The organism is uncultured Campylobacter sp. (assembly GCF_938045225.1).
Classification (GTDB): Bacteria; Campylobacterota; Campylobacteria; order Campylobacterales; family Campylobacteraceae; genus Campylobacter_A.
In genome coordinates, this window is the sequence record NZ_CALINL010000252.1 from 1 (window position 1) to 17,303 (window position 17,303).

Below are 17,303 nucleotides of genomic sequence, written 5' to 3' on the forward strand. Positions count from 1 at the left end.
AATGCAAGCCTAAAACAGGCGATCGATACGATGACTCACGGTAAACTCGGTACTGTTTTGATCGTCGATAAAGACGGCATTTTGGACGCAATCTTGAGCGACGGAGACCTTAGGCGCGCGCTGATGAGAGAGGACTTTGATCTAAACGACGCTGCGATCAAATACGCGACGGTAAAGCCAAAAGAGCTAAACGATAAAGAGATGTTAGCGATAGATGCGTTAGCGCTCATCGAGCGGTACAAGATCCAGCTACTAGCCGTCGTAGAAAACGGCGTTCCGGTCGGCGTTTTACACATACACGACCTTGCAAATTTAGGACTATAAAATGCAAAAAAGCAGACTAAACAAATTTATATCGCATAACACGAGTTATTCGCGTAGAGAGGCCGACGAGCTCATAAAACAGGGCAAAGTTAGCGTAAACGGCCGCGTCGTTAGCGAGCTGGCTACTAGCGTTAGCGATGAGGATAAAGTGAAGATAAACGGCCGCATAGTAAGGCTAAAAAAAGAATTTACGATGATCGTTTATCACAAACAAAAAGGCGAGCTAGTTAGCAAAAAAGACGACCGCGGACGCAAAACTATCTATGATAGCCTTGACCGACAGTTTGCTAAATTTGTTAGTATCGGGCGGCTTGACTACGCTAGCGAGGGGCTACTTTTACTAACGGACGCTCCGGCGATTGCTACCGCGCTGATGAACAGCGACGTAGAGCGCGAATATTATCTCAAAGTAAAAGGCGAGATAACGCCCGAAGTGATAACGGCGATGAACGAGGGCTTTTTCGCTGCGGATGCCACCAAGGGTGCGCATGCTAAAACCGCGATAAAATCAATGGAATTTAAGCCCTTTTTGGACTATAAAATTTTTGGCTCAAGCGGCGGCTTTACGAAGCTAAAAGTCGTGATAAACGAAGGACAAAACCGTGAACTACGCCGATTTTTCGGATATTTCGACCTTGAGGTAATGGATCTAAAACGCGTTAGTTTCGGCCGCGTCGATCTTGGTATGCTAAAACCCGGTAAATGGCGATATTTTGAAAATAGCGAATACGAAGCGCTGAGAGATTTTCTAAAGGTAAATAACGTTAGGTACTAATCTTTTATAAGGCGGTTTTTTGCCGTTAGTTATATAACACAGCTAAAATTAGCTGTGTTATAATTTTGTAGTGCCATAAAATCACTTGTTCATGAACATCGTTTCTTGAAAAATAACGTTAGCGATATGTGAAAACATCTGAAACGCTTTAAAATTATTTATAAAAATTGGCGATACGTACAAAATTTAGCTAGCAAATATAAAATTGTAATCTTCGCCATAACCAGCCATCTTTCTTATAGTGGTAAAATATTCGTCAAATTTCATACAATAGATTGATTGTTAAGTATTTGCGGCGCGTAGCAACTGCTCCCCTAACATAGTTAAAACCGCAAGCGCCAAATAATGCTCAAATTTAGCTGTTTTTACTTTGGAGGGACTATTTGCTTCTCGGAGAATCAAATGGCCAAATGGCCTCAAAACCTAAATTTTATTCTCCGAAAGCAGTATAAAAATCAGCGGATTTATCAGTGTTTCTCCGCGTGCGGCGTAGAGCATGACGTCCTCGAAATAGTTATCGTTGATGCCGTAAACATGATATTCGTACGCGCCGATGCCGTATCCCATCGGAGTGATGTCCACGCGCGAATACCAGGCGTTTTTAGCCAGGATGTAGCGGCTGGTGTCTTGCGAATAGACCCACAGCACGACATCGTCTTTGTTTTTTTGCCGCATGAGCCATGTAAACGAGTTTGAGATGTCGTAGAAAAAGTACGTGTCGCCGTTTGGCATCACCGCCTGAGCCGTGTTGTTTAGGTCGCTGATGAGCACCTTGCTCTCAAAGCAGAGGTATTTGTTTAGCTCTATTTCTAGCGGCTTTTTTTCTACGTTGCCGTGGCGAACGACGATCTTGCCCTCGCTAGTATCTACCGAAAACGCAAGCAGCGCCACCACGCCGATAAGTAGCACGGCGGCAAAAATTTGCTTTATCATAATAAAACTCCTCGTAAAAGGTAGTATTTAGCGACGAAAAAGCTACAAACAAGAGTATTTACGGCCAGCCAAAAGGAGGAAAGCTTCAGCAAATGCTCGTAAGGTTTTTTCACGATTAGCTCCACTAAAAACGCCGATATGCCGTAGAAAATACCCAAAAACAGCGAGCCCCAGATGAGGTAGCCGACGTAAAAATACTCGCCCTTTAGCATGCAGTACGGGCACTTGTGATTTGGTTGCTCGTAGACGTAAAGCCCGAAAAAATAGGTAATCGCGTAGTATGCGATAAATAAAAACAGCAGATTGCAAACAAAGCTCGCCATCGTCTGTTTGAGCAAATTTAGCGTCAAAATGACCGCAAAAACGGCGTAGTAAAATATGACCAAATTTAACTTCGTGTAGCCAAACGGTAGCTTTGGCGCTTGAAACACGACCGAGCAGCAAAAGACGGGCACTTTTAAAGGCACGTTGCTAAAAAATAGAATCTCGGCGGCAAATTCGATCAAAACGGCGATAAAAAGTATCGTGAAAATGACGTATTTTCGCTTTAAATACGGAAAATTCGTCGCCTTTAAATCAAGCGAATTTATGATGAGCCACAGCCCAAAGCCAAAAATGAGCAGTAGTTTTAGCAGTAGCAAAATGCCGCCAAATTGGTTTGATCCGATGACGCCGGCCGAGCACATGGCTCCGGGCACCACGTCTGCTAGCTCGTTTAGAGATAGCGCGAAAAATACGAACAAAACGATCTTGCAAACTACGGCAAAAAACAAAATCGTATTTACGAGGTAGTTGCGCTTTTCTAGGTCGTATTGCAAATTTGACGTCGAGTTAAAGTCCCACAGGCGCATAATGCGCACGACGAAATACTGCGAAATGCCCATCAGCACGATGATGATGAGCTCGATCAGCAAAAACGCGATGACTTCGTCCGATAAAAATACACTCACAGCATCTCTCCGTCCTGCATCCTCACGTAGCCGTCCACGAAGTCCAGATCGTCAAATAAAATATCGTGCGTGGCGACTACGACGGTCTTTTTTAGCTCTTTAAATTTTTTCAGCATTTCGATAAAAATGAGCGAGTTTTGTTTGTCCAAATTTGCCGTCGGCTCGTCGGCTAAGATGACGCTCGGATCCATCGCTAGTGCCCTTGCTATCGCACATCGCTGCTTCTCGCCGCCGCTTAGCTTTGAGATGATTTGATCTTTTTTGTGCGCGATGTTGGCGAGATTTAGCGCGCGCTCGATTTGCGAATTTAGCTCGGCTTTTTTTAGGCTAGTTAGGCTTAGTGGTGCTAGCACGTTTTGATAGACGCTAAGGCCCTCGATCAAGTTAAAGGACTGAAATATAAACCCGACCTCGCTATGTCTAAAATTTGAGCTCATGATGTCGGGTAGCTTTGAGACGTTGCGGCCGTTGATCAGTGCTTCGCCGCTACTTGGTTTGCTAAGCGCGCCGAGTATTCCTAGCAGCGTGCTTTTGCCGCTACCGCTAACGCCTTTTAGGATGACTAGATCGCCGCTTTTTACCGTCAAATTTATATTTTTTAGCGCGTGAAATTCGTTGGGTTTATTTTGATTGTAAATTTTACAGAGATTTTTTACTTCTATCGCGTTCATTTTACCGCCTCGCTCATGTCGCTAACGGCTATGCGCCACGACGGGATGATGACGAATGCCAAAAACGGAATCACGCTAAAAACGAAGATCAAAAACAGCATATTAAAGTCTATTATCGGCGTGAAATCGGTAAAATTCGCCACCTCGCTGCCTAAAAATATATCGCGTAAAAACGGCGCGCCGAATAAAAACACGTAGAGATACGCTCCCGCAACGCCTAGCAAATAGGCGCTAAAAGAAACGACGATATTTTGGATAAATTTAAGCGCAATGATATTTCTCACGCTAAAGCCGATACTGCGCAATATCGCGATCTCCTTTTTCTTCTCGCCGTAAGCGAGCGAAATTTGATTTTTCAGCAGGATGAAAAACGAAACCATCGCCACGACGTAAAGCACCATGAAAATGCCGCCTTTGTAGTAGTAAAGGTGCCTTATTTTGGCCACGCCGTCCTCGATGCTCGTAACTTCGGTGTTTGGATAGACATTTTGGATCTTTAGCGCTACTTCGCTGATCTCGTTGACGTTTGGCACCTCGACGTAGAGTCTTGTGTATTCGCCCTCTTTTAGGCTTAGCACTTCGCGCGCGGTAGTGGGATTCATATAAATGACGTCGTTTGAGACGATACCCGTTTCATGCGGCGCTGTTTTGTTGATCTTTATCGGGATCATTTTTTCTTCGGTTAAAAAGTTAAAAACGTCCTCGTAATAAAGCTCCGCCATCTCTTTTTTCACGCCTTCGCCCACGATCATCTCGTTCTCGTCTAAATTTTCATCGCCGACGATGTGAAACCAGACTCTTTTTTGCGCGAAATAATACTCTCCCTCGACCGCGCCCTCGACGCTAGCAACGCCTGGGATCTTTGAGACGTCGTAGATGTAACCGTCGTGCATCAGGTCGCGTTTACCAGCGCGCAGAGCCTCGACGACGACTTCCGGTTTTGAGCGGGTCAAATTCGTAAGGTCGCTTTGGATGGAGCTTGAGACGAAAAGAGCCGCGCTTAAGATAAACACGATAAAGGCGAAGATAAAAAAGCTAAAAGCGTGATCGGCGCGGTCTTTATAGAGCAGCGTAACTGCGTAATCGATAAAATTTTTACTCGGCATAGACAAACTTCCCATACTCTTTTGAAATAAAATTCGTCGAAATTTGCGCGTCTTTGACGGATTTTTGGATCAAATTTAGCTGGGCTTCCTTGCCTGCTCTATCAAAGCCAAGGTAATGCGCTCCGATACAAACGTAAAGGATCGCAAAAAAGCCCGCTAAAACGCAGATGAGTCTCACATCAACCTCTCAACCAAAAGCGTAGTTATCTCGTCAAATTTGACGATCTGTTTGCCGCCGTGATCCTTGGCGAATGTTTTAGCGTCCTCTTCGTTTGCAAATGGAATCAGTTCGTTGCCCATAGGTCCGAGTACGTTTGAGCCGGTTACGTAGTAGGCGGTTCTGGCGTCGATTTTGTTTAGCTTGTAGTAGTCGCTAACGAAAATTTGATCGTCCTTTTTGCCTTTTTCGAAATAATACTTCATCATATCCTTGACGCCGTCAAAGTAAAGCTCCTCTTTGCTTGTTTTCATCATCGTCGCCCACTGCGGATTTTTGCCGATTAGCATACCGCAAACAGGGCAGCGTGCGCCTTTTGGTACAACGATCCTCTCGGCTTTTTGCGTTTTTTGCTTAGATTTTGTGGCTTGATCGCTCGAGCCTAAATTTGCCGGAGCGTCCCATAGATACAAAGCGGCGGCTTGCAGGTGTTTGTCGTATTCAGGGGCTTTGCTAGCGCCCTTTGCGTCGCATGTTTTTTTAAGGTGGGCTTTTAGCTCGGAGATGGCTTTAAAGCTTTTTGGATCGACTTTCTCGCAGTTTGCTTCGTAAAATTCCTTGCCGTGTGCGTAAACGCCGCCCTCGCGTTTGGCTTTGATCATCTTGTTATCGCCCTCAAAGTCCTGCCCCGCGATCTCGTATGCTTTGGCAAAGTCCATTATCTCGCCGCCGTTTTCGGCTTGGAACTCTTTTGCGTCGGCCTCAGTTGAAAAGGCGTATTTGCTATTTCTAGTCATCGTGCCGCCGATCTTGCTACCGACGACGTAAAAGGCTTTATTCGCATCGATCAAATTTAGATTTTTCGTATCCACGACCTGCGCGTCGCTTGGGATTTTGCCCTCCGTTAGTTCGTATAGGCAGTGTAGCGATGCTACTTGCTTGCCGTTATAAACGTGGTTTGTTTTGTAGAATTTAACCAAATTCATTCCGCAAACGGCGCAATACTCTTTATCCTCGCCGCTTCCTACTAGCGTAGCTTTGCTAGGATCTACGCTTTGAAACATCGGCTTCATCTTGCCTGCTTGCTCGTTTGCTTCGGCGCCAAACATTAGCGCCGCCAGTAGCGCCGAACCCAAAATAGAACGTAAAATCATATTATCTCCCTTTAGTTTGTTAATTTATTTTTTAATATTTTTATATATTCTTGCGATAACTCGCCGCTTTCATATAGCTTTTTTAGCATGTCATCATCAAAATTTATCTCATAGTAGCCTTTGACAAACTCGCTAAATTTGTCAAAGCTATCAAAGGTATATGCAAGCAGCCAGCGTCCGCCGTTGTTGCCGCCGACCAAATTTTGATGCTCCGCTCCATCATACCAGATAAAAAATGTCGTCTGATCCCTCTCCTTGCTCGAAAAAAGCGAGCTAAATTTAGGTTCCACGCCCTCGTAAATTTTATCTATCACGCTTTGATCCCAGATGCTTGCGCTAAACTGATTTAGCTCATTTTCATGATCAAATCCCCTAATCAGCACCGCATCTTGCGTAAATATCACATCTAGTAGATCACCTTGTCCGTTATCTACTTTGTATCTGAGGCTATTTTCGTTTTTTGTCTTGGAGATGAGCCTTAGATACTCCTCGCCAGGCTCTAGCAAGGCGCTATCAAGCAGATATAGCGCTTCAAGGCTTGCCTCTTTGTTGCCCCAGTTCATTAAGGATATCAATGTTTCCCCAAAATTTCTAAATTCTCGCAAGCCTCTTTTAGGCCATTGTTACAGCTTTTGGTGAAAATTTCACGTGCTTTTTCCGCGTCCTCTTTTACTCCTTTACCCTCGGCGTACATTATGGCTAAGTTGTTGCAGCCTTTGTTGTAGTTTAGGTTGCAAGATTTTTCGTAAAATTCTTTAGCTTTGGCGTAGTCTTGCTCCGTGCCTTGACCGAATGCATATAAAAAGCCGAGGTTGTCGCAGCCGATACCCACGCCGCCCGCGCAGACCTTTTCGTAAAAGGCTTTTGCTTTAGCGTAGTCTTTTTCTACGCCCATGCCCTCAAGGTGCAAGTAGCCTAGGTTATTGCAGCCCATCATATCGCCATAGTTGCAGGCTTTGGTGTAGAGCGAGATGGCTTTTTTGATATCGGTTTTGACGCCCGCGCCGTTTGCGTAAAGGAGTCCTAGTGCGGTGCAACCCTCGTCATCTTGGCAGGCTTTTTCGTAGTATGCGGCGGCTTTGGCGAAGTCCTGAGTCGCACCGTTGCCGCTTTCGTAGATGTAGCCTAGGTTGTTGCAAGCAAGCGCAAATTTGGCGTTGCAAGCTTTTTGGTATAAATTTATCGCCTTTTCGTAATTTTTCTCCACGCCGCCCGTGCCTTCAAAATATACCACAGCAAGATTATAGCAGCCAGAGGCCTTGTTTTCCTCGTGGCAGGCTTTTTCGTAGATTTCTATCAGCTTTTTATGGTCGCCGCTTTGCTGGGCTTGCATGCCCTCCTGGATAAAGCCCGCGTTTGCGCTAGCGCATAAAACCGCCGCCGCTAGTAGTTTTTTATACATTTTTTCTCCTTTTAAATCGTTTTTACGTTGCGCCCTCTAAAGGCTAGCACTGTTATCAAAAGCATGCAGCCAAGCGCGATATGGACGCTAATGTGCACCGGCGGCAAATCTCCGCTGACGTAAGAGTGCATGCCCGTTAGGTAAAAATTTACGCCAAAATAAGTCATCGCGATCGAAGCGTAAGAAAACACCGATGCGATCAAAAATACGTATAGCGAATTTAGCTTCGGTATAAAGCGCAGATGCAGCGCGATAGCATAAACTAGGATCGAGACGTACGACCAAGTCTCCTTGCTATCCCAGCCCCAGTAGCGCCCCCAGCTCTCGTTCGCCCAGATCCCGCCGAAAAAATTTCCAAGCGTCAGTAGGCAAATGCCGATAATCAGGCTCGCCTCATCGATAGCTGCGATATATCTGATCTGCTCGTTTAGGCGCGTTTCGTTGGCTTTGTTTTTAAACGCCATGAGTCCTAGCGCGATAAGCCCCAGCACGCAGCCAAGGCCTAAAAATCCGTAGCTAGCGGTGATGACCGAGACGTGGATACTGAGCCAATACGACTTTAGCACCGGGACTAAATTTGTTATCTGCGGATTTACGAAGCTCATGTGAGCCACCAGCATCACGATGCCGGCTAGTAGCGCCGCCGCCGCAAGCGCAAGTAGCGAACGCCTAAAAAATATCATCCCCGCTAGCGCTCCCGACCAGCCGATGTAGATCATCGATTCGTAGCTATCGCTCCAAGGTGCGTGCCCCGAGACGTACCAGCGTAGCGCCAAGGCGGCCGTATGCACCGCAAAACCGAGCACGAATGCCGCTAAAATAGCTCGCTCAAGCGGCAAAATCCTTCTAGATAAAAATACCGAAGCAAGCCCCAATAAAAGCGCGGCAAAGCCCAAAATCCAGTAAAAATAAACTAGCTTTTTAAATACCGAAGCACGGTTGTAAAAGACTTCGGCATCGACTCTGCTAACGCTAGGTAAAATTTCCGCCGAGGCCGTTCGCTGATAGTTTCTTAGCGCGGCTAGCGCGGAGTCCGCCTTGCTCCAGTCGTTATCCGCGATGCCTTCTTGCAGACCAACAAGATAGTCGTTTAGCATGCTTTTTGCGTTGGTATCGACTCGCTCGTCGCTAAATGCGTCGTTTGGCGAGAGCCATGCGTGCTGCGGGTCGTTCGCCGCAGGGATAAATTTAAAAAACGTGCCCTTAAACGTAAGATAGGCGATGTTTAGCCGCTCGTCAAATTTGATGAGGTCGTTATCGAGCGTGCCTCGTTTGGAGAGCGGTTTTTCGTTCGCGGCTTCGACTTGCGCGGCTAGTTTATACTCGCCGTTTGCGTCAAACGCATCTCTAAAACTTGCGTAATCTCCGCTCAAATTTAGCATTTTTTTGATTTCGCCGTTTTTTATCTTTACGATTTTTATATCCTGCCACAGCGCTGGGTTTAGATTCATCCCAAGCACGATTTGCTCGGCGCTTAGGCCGTAAAGCGAGTCCGTGCCCGAGATTTTATTTACGATTTCGCCGGCTTCCGTGCTAAGCGGCTTTATCCTGCCTGCGTAGTCTTGCACGAGAAGCTTGGCAAATTCTCTGTTAGCGTGAGCGGCGGTATTTGCGGCGAAAGTTTTTAAAATCTCGCTCTGGTTTTGCTCGGCGGCGTTTGCGTTAAAATTTAAAAAACCAAGCGCGATAAAGGCCGCAACGAGCGAAAATCTGCTGTTTTTGATGAAATTTATGAGTTTTAAAAATCGGCTGTTTTTGGTAAAAAAGTTGCCGATGACGCCGACGCAAAGCAAGAAATATCCGATGTAGGTAGGGATTTTGCCCGGATCGCGGTTAACCTCTAGCACCGTGCCTTGCTCGTCCGCGTCATATGAGGACTGAAATAGCTTAAAACCTTGCAAATTTAGCGGATGATTCATGTAAATTTTATATCTCGTTAAAACCTCGCCCGCGTCTGAAAGCGCCTCTACGTCGCTAGAATATGAGGACGGGCTTTGCGAGCCCGGGTAGCGCTCGAGCTCAAATTTAATAAGCTTTATAGAAAACGGCAGGCTAACTAGCTTTGAGCCCCAAGTTAGCATTATCTCCTCGCCGTCAAAATTTAGCGTGCTAGGCTCACCCAGCCAGCCTGCGCCGCCGTGGATTTTAGCCGTTTGCTCGCGCTGCCCTTCAAAGCCGGCTTTTACTACGAGAGTGCCTCGCTCGCCTTTTGGCGCGGGTTTATACGAGTCAAATTTGACGGTGAAATTTTTGGAATTTATACTTTGCGTGAAGCTAAAACTATTATCGCCGATTTGGGATAAATTTAGCGGATACTCGAAAAATGCGTCTTTTGTGCGTATTTGCAAAAACGGCTTGACGCTCACCATCTTGTTTTCGCTCTCACCGGCCCTTACGTGCAGCACGCCTTCGGTGCCGAAATAGCGCGTCAGCGCCGCGCCGATAAAGATGACGATAAATGCCGCGTGCAGAACGAAGGAGCCGAAGCGGCGCCACATTTTAGATTTTATGATGATGGCAAGCAGGCAAAGCGCGAGCGCGCTCATAACGCACTCGTACCAGCGCGCCTCATAGACTAAAATTTTAGCCGTTTGCGTGTCGTAAATGCTCTCTAAAAAGGTTGCTACGCCGGCGCCTGCGGCTAGGATAAAGAGGAGGCAGAGCGCAAATTTGTAAGAAGTGAAAAATCTAAATAAATTTACGCCCAAAATCGCCTCTCCGAGTTTTTACATTATTATATCGTAAGTTTGCCCTGCGTATAGTATAAACATTCTAAGAAGTAATACTCCGACCACGCTGGCAAGGGCGCTAACGTAGAACGCAAACGCGGTGTGAGCGATCTTTTTGCCCAATGCGAAATTTAAAACGAGCGGTACGCAAAAACCAACGCCTACGACGCCAAGCCAAAACATCTTCGCATAAAATCCCTCGTTAAATGCGACGCTCGCGGCTTTTTGCACGTCGCTGCCCGTTATTAGCGAGACGAAAATCATACCGATTAATAAAATTTCCATCGCTAAAACCGGCCACTCGACCGCGTGTAGGGTTTTTAGATCGCCGCCGTGCGGGTCTACTTTAAAGAAAAGCGCGGCTATCAGGCTTGAGCCCGCAATACCCGCAGATAAGCCAGACGCCACGAAAAGCGCAGGTAAAACGGCGGTATTAAGGATAGGAAATCTAACTAAAACCGAGATCAAAAAGCCCGTATAGGCGCAGATCGCGACCGCAAAAACAAGCGTAAGCGCAAGAAGCAGCGGGCGAAGCGCGTTTAAAATTTTCATTACGAGCGTGAAAAGCCCTTTTAAAAAGCTAAGATTGCGCGTCAAAAACTCTCTAAGGCACTCTTCAAACGCATAAAGGCAAGCCACAAAGCTAAGCGGGATATAGACGCAAAGCGCCGCCACGCCCACGGACATAACCGAGGTAAAGTTGTAATTAATCAAAATTTTCCAGAAAAGTAGCGGTCTCTCAAGGTCGGCTACTAGGCAGATCATACCGAGCAAGATCGTGATAAAAGAAAGCAGCGACGCGGCCTTAAATAGCGGCGTGCTTTCGGTTTGCTTTTTGTAAAATTTGACGAGGATCGCGACTATCAAAGCGCCGCCGCTCATGCCCGCTAGCAAAAGATAAACCGCGATCGGCCAGCCCCACTCTACGCCGTGCGAGAAGGTCGCAGTGAAATTTATAGCTCCGTTCATATCACACCCCCAATTTAACCGCAGGAATATAGCGCAGGCTCGGCTTCGTGCCGCACTCAGGATGCATTCGTAGGCTGTCTTTTACGCGCAGTAGCTGGCTGATGTGCGATTCTTCGTCGTTTAGATCGCCGAATACGATCGCCTCGTATCTGCACGCCTCGATGCAGGCAGGCTCGTGACCGTCTTTTAAATTCGTATCTAAGCAGAAGTTGCAGCTCTCTGCGGCTCTTGTTTCGTGATTTATAAAGCGCACGTCGTAAGGACAGGCTACGATGCAGTATTTACAGGCGATACAGTCGTCGGTGTTCATCGTCGTGATGCCCGTTTTTTCGTCCTTGTGGCAGGCTTTCGTAGGGCAGACATTCACGCACGGCGCGTCCTCGCACTGCTGGCAGGAAACCCTGACATAGCGCTTTTCTTTCAAATTTAGCGGATCGGTTTTATCCTGGATAAAAAGCCTCATTTGACCTTTCGGAACCAAATTTACCTTTTTACAGGCGATCTCGCAATCGGTACAGCCGACACATTTGTTCTGATCGAAGATCATGCCGTAGTGCGGCTTTTTGCCGTTTTCCGTAGGGGCGTCTAAATTTATACTCTTGCCCAGTACGCTAGTCGCTCCCGCAACCGCCGCGCCCGAAGCAAGGAATTTAAAAAACGTCCTTCTTGTATTTTGCTCTTTCATATTCTTCTCCATCCGTATGGATTAAATATCCTAAATTTATCTACCAACGCTACTTCCGTGGCTATGCGCGCCATGGAAATTTCGCGGCTGAGTTTCGCTTAGTTTTTTGGCTGCGCCGGCTAGCTCGCCAGGTTTTAGCACCTTTACTAGCTCGACTTCAAAAATCAGCGTCGAGCCGCCCGGTATCTCGTCTGCGCCCTCGTCTCCGTAAGCTAGGTGAGACGGGATGACGAATTTATATTTTGAGTTACCGTTCATCATCATGAGGCCCTCTTGTAGGCCGTCTATTAAATTTACCATAGAAAGTAGCGCGGGTTCGTTTCTAGAGTAAGTATCGTCAAAAACTTTGCCGTTTATAAGGTAGGCTTTATAGTTTAGCGCTACGACGCTCTCAGGTCTTGGCTTATCGCCGTCGCCGACTGCCATGACTTCGTACTGAAGCCCTGATTTAGTCGTTTTGACCTTTTTGTTTTTGGCGTTTTTCGCCATAAATTCTTCGCCCTCTTTTAAATTTTTTTCAAGCGCTTTTTTGAGCGCGTCTTGGGTTAGCTTATTTAATTTTTCGTCCCTCTGATTGAGTAGGGAGATTATTTCTTCGTCAGTTAGTTTTTGTTCTTTTTTAAAGGCGTCTGCAAAACCGTCTAAAATAGCCTTGCTGTCAAATTTAACGCCTAAGCTTTCTTGTTTTTTTAGTTGTGCGGAGATATATGTTCCGGTTGAAATTCCGATACTGTATGATTCTTTTTGCTCTTGCGTCATCGCCTCTTTATCCGACGCGCTAGCGCACAAGACGCAACCGGCCGTTAGGCAAAGAGCTAAAATCGGGTTTTTGCTAAGTTTAAAACGCATAAATTTACCTTATTAAATTTGGACGCCGCGCTTTTGCGGCGTCCGTAATCGCATCATAAATTGTTATTTATGATTCTTTGGGCTTCTTTGATGTACTCTTTAGAAGCGTCGAGTCTTTGTTTTGTATATTTAAAGCCGTGCATACCCCATGAGCCGTCTTTTTGTAGCAAGTCGACTGTGTCTTGCGCTTTTTCGATTAGCTCATAAACTCTTGTCTTGTCGCTAGGGCTTAGTTTCTTAGTTTCTAAGATAGCGTAAAGTCCCTCGATACCGATTTTGACTTGAGAGAAGTCGTTTTTAACAGGGGTTTGCCATCCCATTACTTCGTCGTAAACCTGTTTTTGGTTCTTGAAGTGTAGGGTAGGTTTTAGCTCAGATAAAACAGGGCTGTGGCAGCCTTTAGTATCTTGCATATCTTTATCCGCCCAAGACGTTCTAGCGCACGCCCACATTAGGTCAACGAAGTTATGCCCGTTTTTATCTCTTTGGAAGTGCCAATCTTTAGCGTCTCTTGGTCCTTTAGCAGCATCGCCCGCAACTAGAGATTTTCTAGCAGGATCTACGTCGATCTTCCAGATGTGAGATCTTCTTTGAGTATCAAATCCAGCGTTGTCTTGGAACTGGATAGCGTAGAAGTTCTCGCAGCTCATCATGAATGGCATGTGGCAAGATGCGCAAGTGTTGTCTTTGTGCGTATCGGCTCTAGAGGCAATATACGCTTGTTCTTTGTGGCAATCTTGACAATCTTTTCTGATTTTTGGTTTGGTGTAAAGCGCACTTAGGTAGCCTTGCTCTGAGTTATAGTTTACGCCCTTGATAGTCTTATCGCCTACAACCAGACCTGTGTTATCGTGAGGATCGTGGCAAGTGGTACAGCGCATACCTTTATCGTAGTGAGCGGTAAAGTATGATTGTGAACCCTCAGATCCGCATCCTGGTCCCATTGATTTAAATTTAGAGCTTAGAGATAGGTCAAGCTTGCCTTGGTTTAGAGGATTAGCGCGAGCTAGGTCTGGGCTATAGTTAAATCTTTGGTGGCAGCGTTCGCAGTTTGATGTTCTAAAGTTTGTAGCTCCGTCAAGGTGACCGCCGGCTCCGTGACACTCCTCACAGCTTACGCCTTTAGAGATAGTGTGCTTTTGAAGCTCTTTAGCATTACCCAGGGCCGCATAGAACTCTTTCTTGGTTTTAAAGTCAAATTTGAACGGGTGGCAAACTTCGCAGTAAGAGGCGTTTGCTTGGAAGAACATTGACTTTTTATATTTAGCCGCGTATGAGGCTAGACCTCTGACGTATCCGCCGTTATCGCCGTAGTCGGCTAGAGTTTCTGGGAAATCAGGAACAAAATCTTTGATTTTCTTGACTGTTTCAGGAGTTAAATTTAACGCCCAAGTTCTTTGGAACTGGTTACCGCCGGCTACGACTTGACCTGTGCCATCTCGTAGTAAGCCGCCCTCTACGTGATAGGTTCCGCGTAGAAGCCATGCATCTACGTAGCCGAATTTGGTTCTTAGGTGTCCTACTGTTGCGTAAATAACGTCCGGAGTAATACCTTGAGGCAAGATGGACGCGGTATCTGGGCTAAATACCGGATCAGTTAGGTTGTTGTTAACCTCAGGGTGCTCGCCAGGGAAGCGTATAGTAGTGGCGTGGCGCGATCTGCTCCATACTTCGTACTGTGCAGGGTGGCACTCGCCGCACTTTTCGGATCCTATGAATTTGTTAGGAAACTGCAAAGACGAACCAGCAGGTATCCTATACATCATAGAGCTGTAGCCTTTACCGCCGTCTCTTTTACTAGCTTTTGACATGTCAAAGCCGTGACCTTCGGCAAGCCACTCAAGTCCACGGTCGTGAACATCTAGTTTACCGACTGTTTTACCGCCGTATTTTGTGAAAATCGGGTGGTTTTTAAACAGCCACTCATACATCTCTTGCTCTTCTACGATGTAGTCTTGCAAGGATATTACGCCTCTACTTTGAAGCGTACCTTTTGGGTTTGCTATGACGTCTCGCGCTTGTTGAGACATCTGCATGTTGTGTTCTTCGCAACAGGCTTGCGATGCGAAGACGCTAACGCCCATAAGCAAACCTAATAAGGTTTTACTTAAATTCCTCATTGCGCCCTCCTTATAAATTTTGGATCTAAAATCAAAAAGATTTCATACTGATAATGCTATCGTAAAAAGGGGGCGAAAAAAGGGGAAATTTAATAAATTATGAATTTTTAAATTTAATAGTAAATACTACGCCATTATTTATATTTTGTGCGTAAATTCGGGCGTTATTTTTTTCGGCTATCACCTTACTCATATATAGTCCAAGCCCGCTACCCGACTTTTTCGTAGTAAAATGCGGCTTGAAAATTTTATTTATCGCGGCTTTATCTATGTTGCCGGCGTTATTTTCGAGCGTTATCGCGCGTTCTCCGTTTTGCAAAAGGGCGGTTATTACAATTTGCCATCGGTTTGCTTGCGCTCGCTCTTGCGGCAGGTTTAAAAATGCTTCTTTGGCGTTATTCATGACGTTGATTAAAATTTGAATAAGCTCGTTTATGTTTCCGTAAAGCGTAAAATTTTCTTTTATCTCGACTTTTACGTCGATGACGTGCTTTTTGAGCGTCGCGTTTAAAATTTTACAAGCCTGCTCTATGGCCTGCTTTGCGTCAAATTCGCTCTTTGGCATATTTGGATTAAAGAAATTTTTAAAATCCTCGATAGTGCCGGACATAAATTTGACCTGCTCGTTTGCCTCTTCGATGGCCTCTTTTAGCCTCTGCTGGCTTAGCTTGCCTCGCTCAGAGTAAAGCTCCAAATTTACCAGAGTCGAGCTGATCTGGGCTAGAGGCTGGCGCCATTGATGAGAGATATTGCCGATCATTTCGCCCATCGAGGCTAGGCGGCTTTGATTTATCATCAAAAGCTCGTTTTGCATCTTGGTTTTTTCGTTGCCTTTGTGGATTTTATAAACGAAAAATAAAAACGCCCCAAATATCGCCGTGATCGCTATGCCGCTAACGATAAATTCTTGTTTATGATAAAGCAAAATGCTTTTTACCGGGATTTTAAAGCTCACCATCGCTATCGTGTCGCCGACTTTGCCCTCGAAATTGTTTAAATTTCCGTATTGTTCGAGCATTTTTTTAGGCGCGCTGTTTATGTTGTGGCACTCGACGCAGGAAGGGTGGGAGTTTTTGACCGGAAGGCCGACGAAAAAGTACGAGGCGTTTTGGTCTTTGATTACGTCAGAGTAGACCTCGTATTTGCCCTCCTTAAACCCTTCTAAAATTTCATTTTCAAATTCCGTGCCTTCGTGTTCGGGATTTAACGGATTCGTAGCTGTTAGCCTGTAGTCGTAGTTTATATTTTTTTTGGCGAGCTGGATTTTGTAAATTTGACGCGTGATGTAGGATGAGGACATGAGTCTGGGGTCAAAAAGGTCTTTGTCGATCGCGCCGTGATCTTTTAACTCATCTATGAGCGGGCGCTGGACGGTAGAGATGTAGTCGCGTATGCCGTTCATCGCATCTAGCACGTAAACGGCCTCCTGCTTGGCGTCTTTTAGGGCAAGATCGCGGTAAAAGTTAAAAACCAAAACGGTAATGGCGCCGTACAAAACGACGAGCAGCAGGATGATAAATTTAAATTTGGACTTCACATAGATATCCTACGCCGTACAAATTTCTGATCGTGTCCTTGCCGATCTTGCGGCGCAGCTCTTTTACGATGGTTTTGATGGCTTCTTTGGTCGGCTGTTCAAATTCCCACATGTAGTCAAACAGCTGTTCGTAAGTGATGGTTTGGTTTTTGTTGTTTAAAAAATACTCCAAAAGCTTGCTCTCGCTTTTGGAGAGGCGACAGGCCTCTTCCTTTATATATATGATTTTTTTGCTAAAATCGTATTTGAGGTCGTCGTTGATACTAAACATTGGCGTATGGTCGATGAGCTCCATCGCGACGTCTTCTAGTGCCTTTATAAACGTATCTTTATCGTAGGGCTTTGAGAGGTATCTCGTGATCTTTAGCTCCACTGCGCGCCACAAATACTCCTGCTCGGTGTGGCTTGAGATGATGACGATCGGGATTTTGTGGTTTGCGGAGCGGATCTTTTTGGCTACCTCTAGACCGTCCATGTGCGGGACACTGACATCTAGGACGAGCGCGTCATATGAGCCGCTCATAGCCTCGTCTAGCGCCTCGATACCGTCGCTTACGCCTTTTACTTCGGCAAAAAACAGCTCAAGGGAGTCGATCATATTTTTTAATATATAAGGCTCGTCTTCTAAGCAAAGGACTTTTTTATTGGATAAAACGTCTAAAACGGAGTAATCTTGCATCTTTTTCTCGTAGTAAATTTTACCGATACTAACACAAGCAAGCTTAAAATACTATTTTTAAGGATTGAGATATTAACCATAAGACATAAATTAATCAAAGTTTTTGATGATGTAAAATTTGGGGAATAAATTTAAAGATGGTGGAGTTAAGCGGGATCGAACCGCCGACCTCTTGAATGCCATTCAAGCGCTCTCCCAGCTGAGCTATAACCCCAAATAGATTTTGGCATTTTATCTTTTTATGGCTTACAATATTTTGAAAT

Annotated in this window: 17 protein-coding genes and 1 tRNA gene; 2 read left to right on the forward strand and 16 right to left on the reverse strand. The window is 45.6% G+C overall.

The window, feature by feature from the left end; genetic code table 11:
• Both Q0200_RS08920 and Q0200_RS08925 read left to right on the forward strand, forming a co-directional pair.
• Positions 1–324 (forward strand): CBS domain-containing protein (locus tag Q0200_RS08920; RefSeq protein ID WP_297940485.1); only part of this gene is annotated, 324 nt, incomplete at its 5' end.
• A gap of 1 nt (position 325) precedes the next feature.
• Positions 326–1,099, forward strand: coding sequence for a pseudouridine synthase (locus Q0200_RS08925; RefSeq protein ID WP_297940487.1), 774 nt, complete (start codon positions 326–328; stop codon positions 1,097–1,099).
• 423 nt (positions 1,100–1,522) lie between these two features.
• On the opposite strand, the gene Q0200_RS08930 is transcribed toward Q0200_RS08925, so the two are convergent.
• From Q0200_RS08930 to Q0200_RS09005, 16 genes are all read right to left on the reverse strand, one after another.
• Positions 1,523–2,032 (reverse strand): hypothetical protein, encoded by a 510-nt coding sequence (locus Q0200_RS08930; protein WP_297940489.1) that lies wholly within the window; start codon positions 2,030–2,032, stop codon positions 1,523–1,525.
• Positions 2,029–2,982 carry a hypothetical protein gene (locus tag Q0200_RS08935; RefSeq protein ID WP_297940491.1) on the reverse strand — a complete coding sequence of 318 codons (954 nt, stop codon included), beginning with the start codon at positions 2,980–2,982 and terminating at the stop codon, positions 2,029–2,031. The genes Q0200_RS08930 and Q0200_RS08935 overlap by 4 nt, the downstream gene beginning before the upstream one ends.
• Positions 2,979–3,653, reverse strand: coding sequence for an ABC transporter ATP-binding protein (locus tag Q0200_RS08940; RefSeq protein WP_297940493.1), 675 nt, complete (start codon positions 3,651–3,653; stop codon positions 2,979–2,981). The genes Q0200_RS08935 and Q0200_RS08940 overlap by 4 nt, the downstream gene beginning before the upstream one ends.
• Positions 3,650–4,759 carry an FtsX-like permease family protein gene (locus Q0200_RS08945; RefSeq protein ID WP_297940514.1) on the reverse strand — a complete coding sequence of 370 codons (1,110 nt, stop codon included), beginning with the start codon at positions 4,757–4,759 and terminating at the stop codon, positions 3,650–3,652. Before Q0200_RS08945 ends, Q0200_RS08940 begins: the two co-directional genes overlap by 4 nt.
• The gene (locus Q0200_RS08950) at positions 4,749–4,937 is read right to left on the reverse strand and encodes a hypothetical protein (protein ID WP_122867068.1); all 189 of its coding nucleotides are present in this window, start codon (positions 4,935–4,937) and stop codon (positions 4,749–4,751) included. Before Q0200_RS08950 ends, Q0200_RS08945 begins: the two co-directional genes overlap by 11 nt.
• The gene (locus Q0200_RS08955) at positions 4,934–6,070 is read right to left on the reverse strand and encodes a nitrous oxide reductase accessory protein NosL (protein WP_297940495.1); all 1,137 of its coding nucleotides are present in this window, start codon (positions 6,068–6,070) and stop codon (positions 4,934–4,936) included. Before Q0200_RS08955 ends, Q0200_RS08950 begins: the two co-directional genes overlap by 4 nt.
• An 11-nt stretch (positions 6,071–6,081) precedes the next feature.
• Entirely contained in the window at positions 6,082–6,645 is a 564-nt protein-coding gene (locus tag Q0200_RS08960) for a hypothetical protein (RefSeq protein WP_297940497.1), read from the reverse strand.
• On the reverse strand, positions 6,642–7,472 hold the full coding sequence (locus tag Q0200_RS08965; protein ID WP_297940499.1) for a tetratricopeptide repeat protein: 831 nt from the start codon (positions 7,470–7,472) through the stop codon (positions 6,642–6,644). Before Q0200_RS08965 ends, Q0200_RS08960 begins: the two co-directional genes overlap by 4 nt.
• 11 nt (positions 7,473–7,483) lie before the next feature.
• Positions 7,484–10,180 (reverse strand): cytochrome c biogenesis protein CcsA, encoded by a 2,697-nt coding sequence (gene ccsA / locus Q0200_RS08970; RefSeq protein WP_297940501.1) that lies wholly within the window; start codon positions 10,178–10,180, stop codon positions 7,484–7,486.
• An 18-nt stretch (positions 10,181–10,198) separates the two neighbouring features.
• Positions 10,199–11,170 carry an NrfD/PsrC family molybdoenzyme membrane anchor subunit gene (nrfD, locus tag Q0200_RS08975; protein WP_297940503.1) on the reverse strand — a complete coding sequence of 324 codons (972 nt, stop codon included), beginning with the start codon at positions 11,168–11,170 and terminating at the stop codon, positions 10,199–10,201.
• Between the two features lies 1 nt (position 11,171).
• Entirely contained in the window at positions 11,172–11,855 is a 684-nt protein-coding gene (locus Q0200_RS08980) for a 4Fe-4S dicluster domain-containing protein (RefSeq protein ID WP_297940505.1), read from the reverse strand.
• A 36-nt stretch (positions 11,856–11,891) separates the two neighbouring features.
• Complete coding sequence (locus tag Q0200_RS08985; protein WP_297940507.1) at positions 11,892–12,704, reverse strand: FKBP-type peptidyl-prolyl cis-trans isomerase N-terminal domain-containing protein; 813 nt, start codon at positions 12,702–12,704, stop codon at positions 11,892–11,894.
• Positions 12,705–12,757: 53 nt separating this feature from the next.
• Positions 12,758–14,824, reverse strand: coding sequence for a cytochrome C (locus tag Q0200_RS08990; protein ID WP_297940509.1), 2,067 nt, complete (start codon positions 14,822–14,824; stop codon positions 12,758–12,760).
• Between the two features lie 97 nt (positions 14,825–14,921).
• Complete coding sequence (locus Q0200_RS08995) at positions 14,922–16,361, reverse strand: DUF3365 domain-containing protein (RefSeq protein WP_297940511.1); 1,440 nt, start codon at positions 16,359–16,361, stop codon at positions 14,922–14,924.
• Entirely contained in the window at positions 16,345–17,040 is a 696-nt protein-coding gene (locus tag Q0200_RS09000; protein ID WP_297940512.1) for a response regulator transcription factor, read from the reverse strand. Before Q0200_RS09000 ends, Q0200_RS08995 begins: the two co-directional genes overlap by 17 nt.
• Positions 17,041–17,178: 138 nt before the next feature.
• A tRNA-Ala gene (locus tag Q0200_RS09005) sits at positions 17,179–17,254 on the reverse strand.
• Positions 17,255–17,303 lie beyond the last annotated feature (49 nt).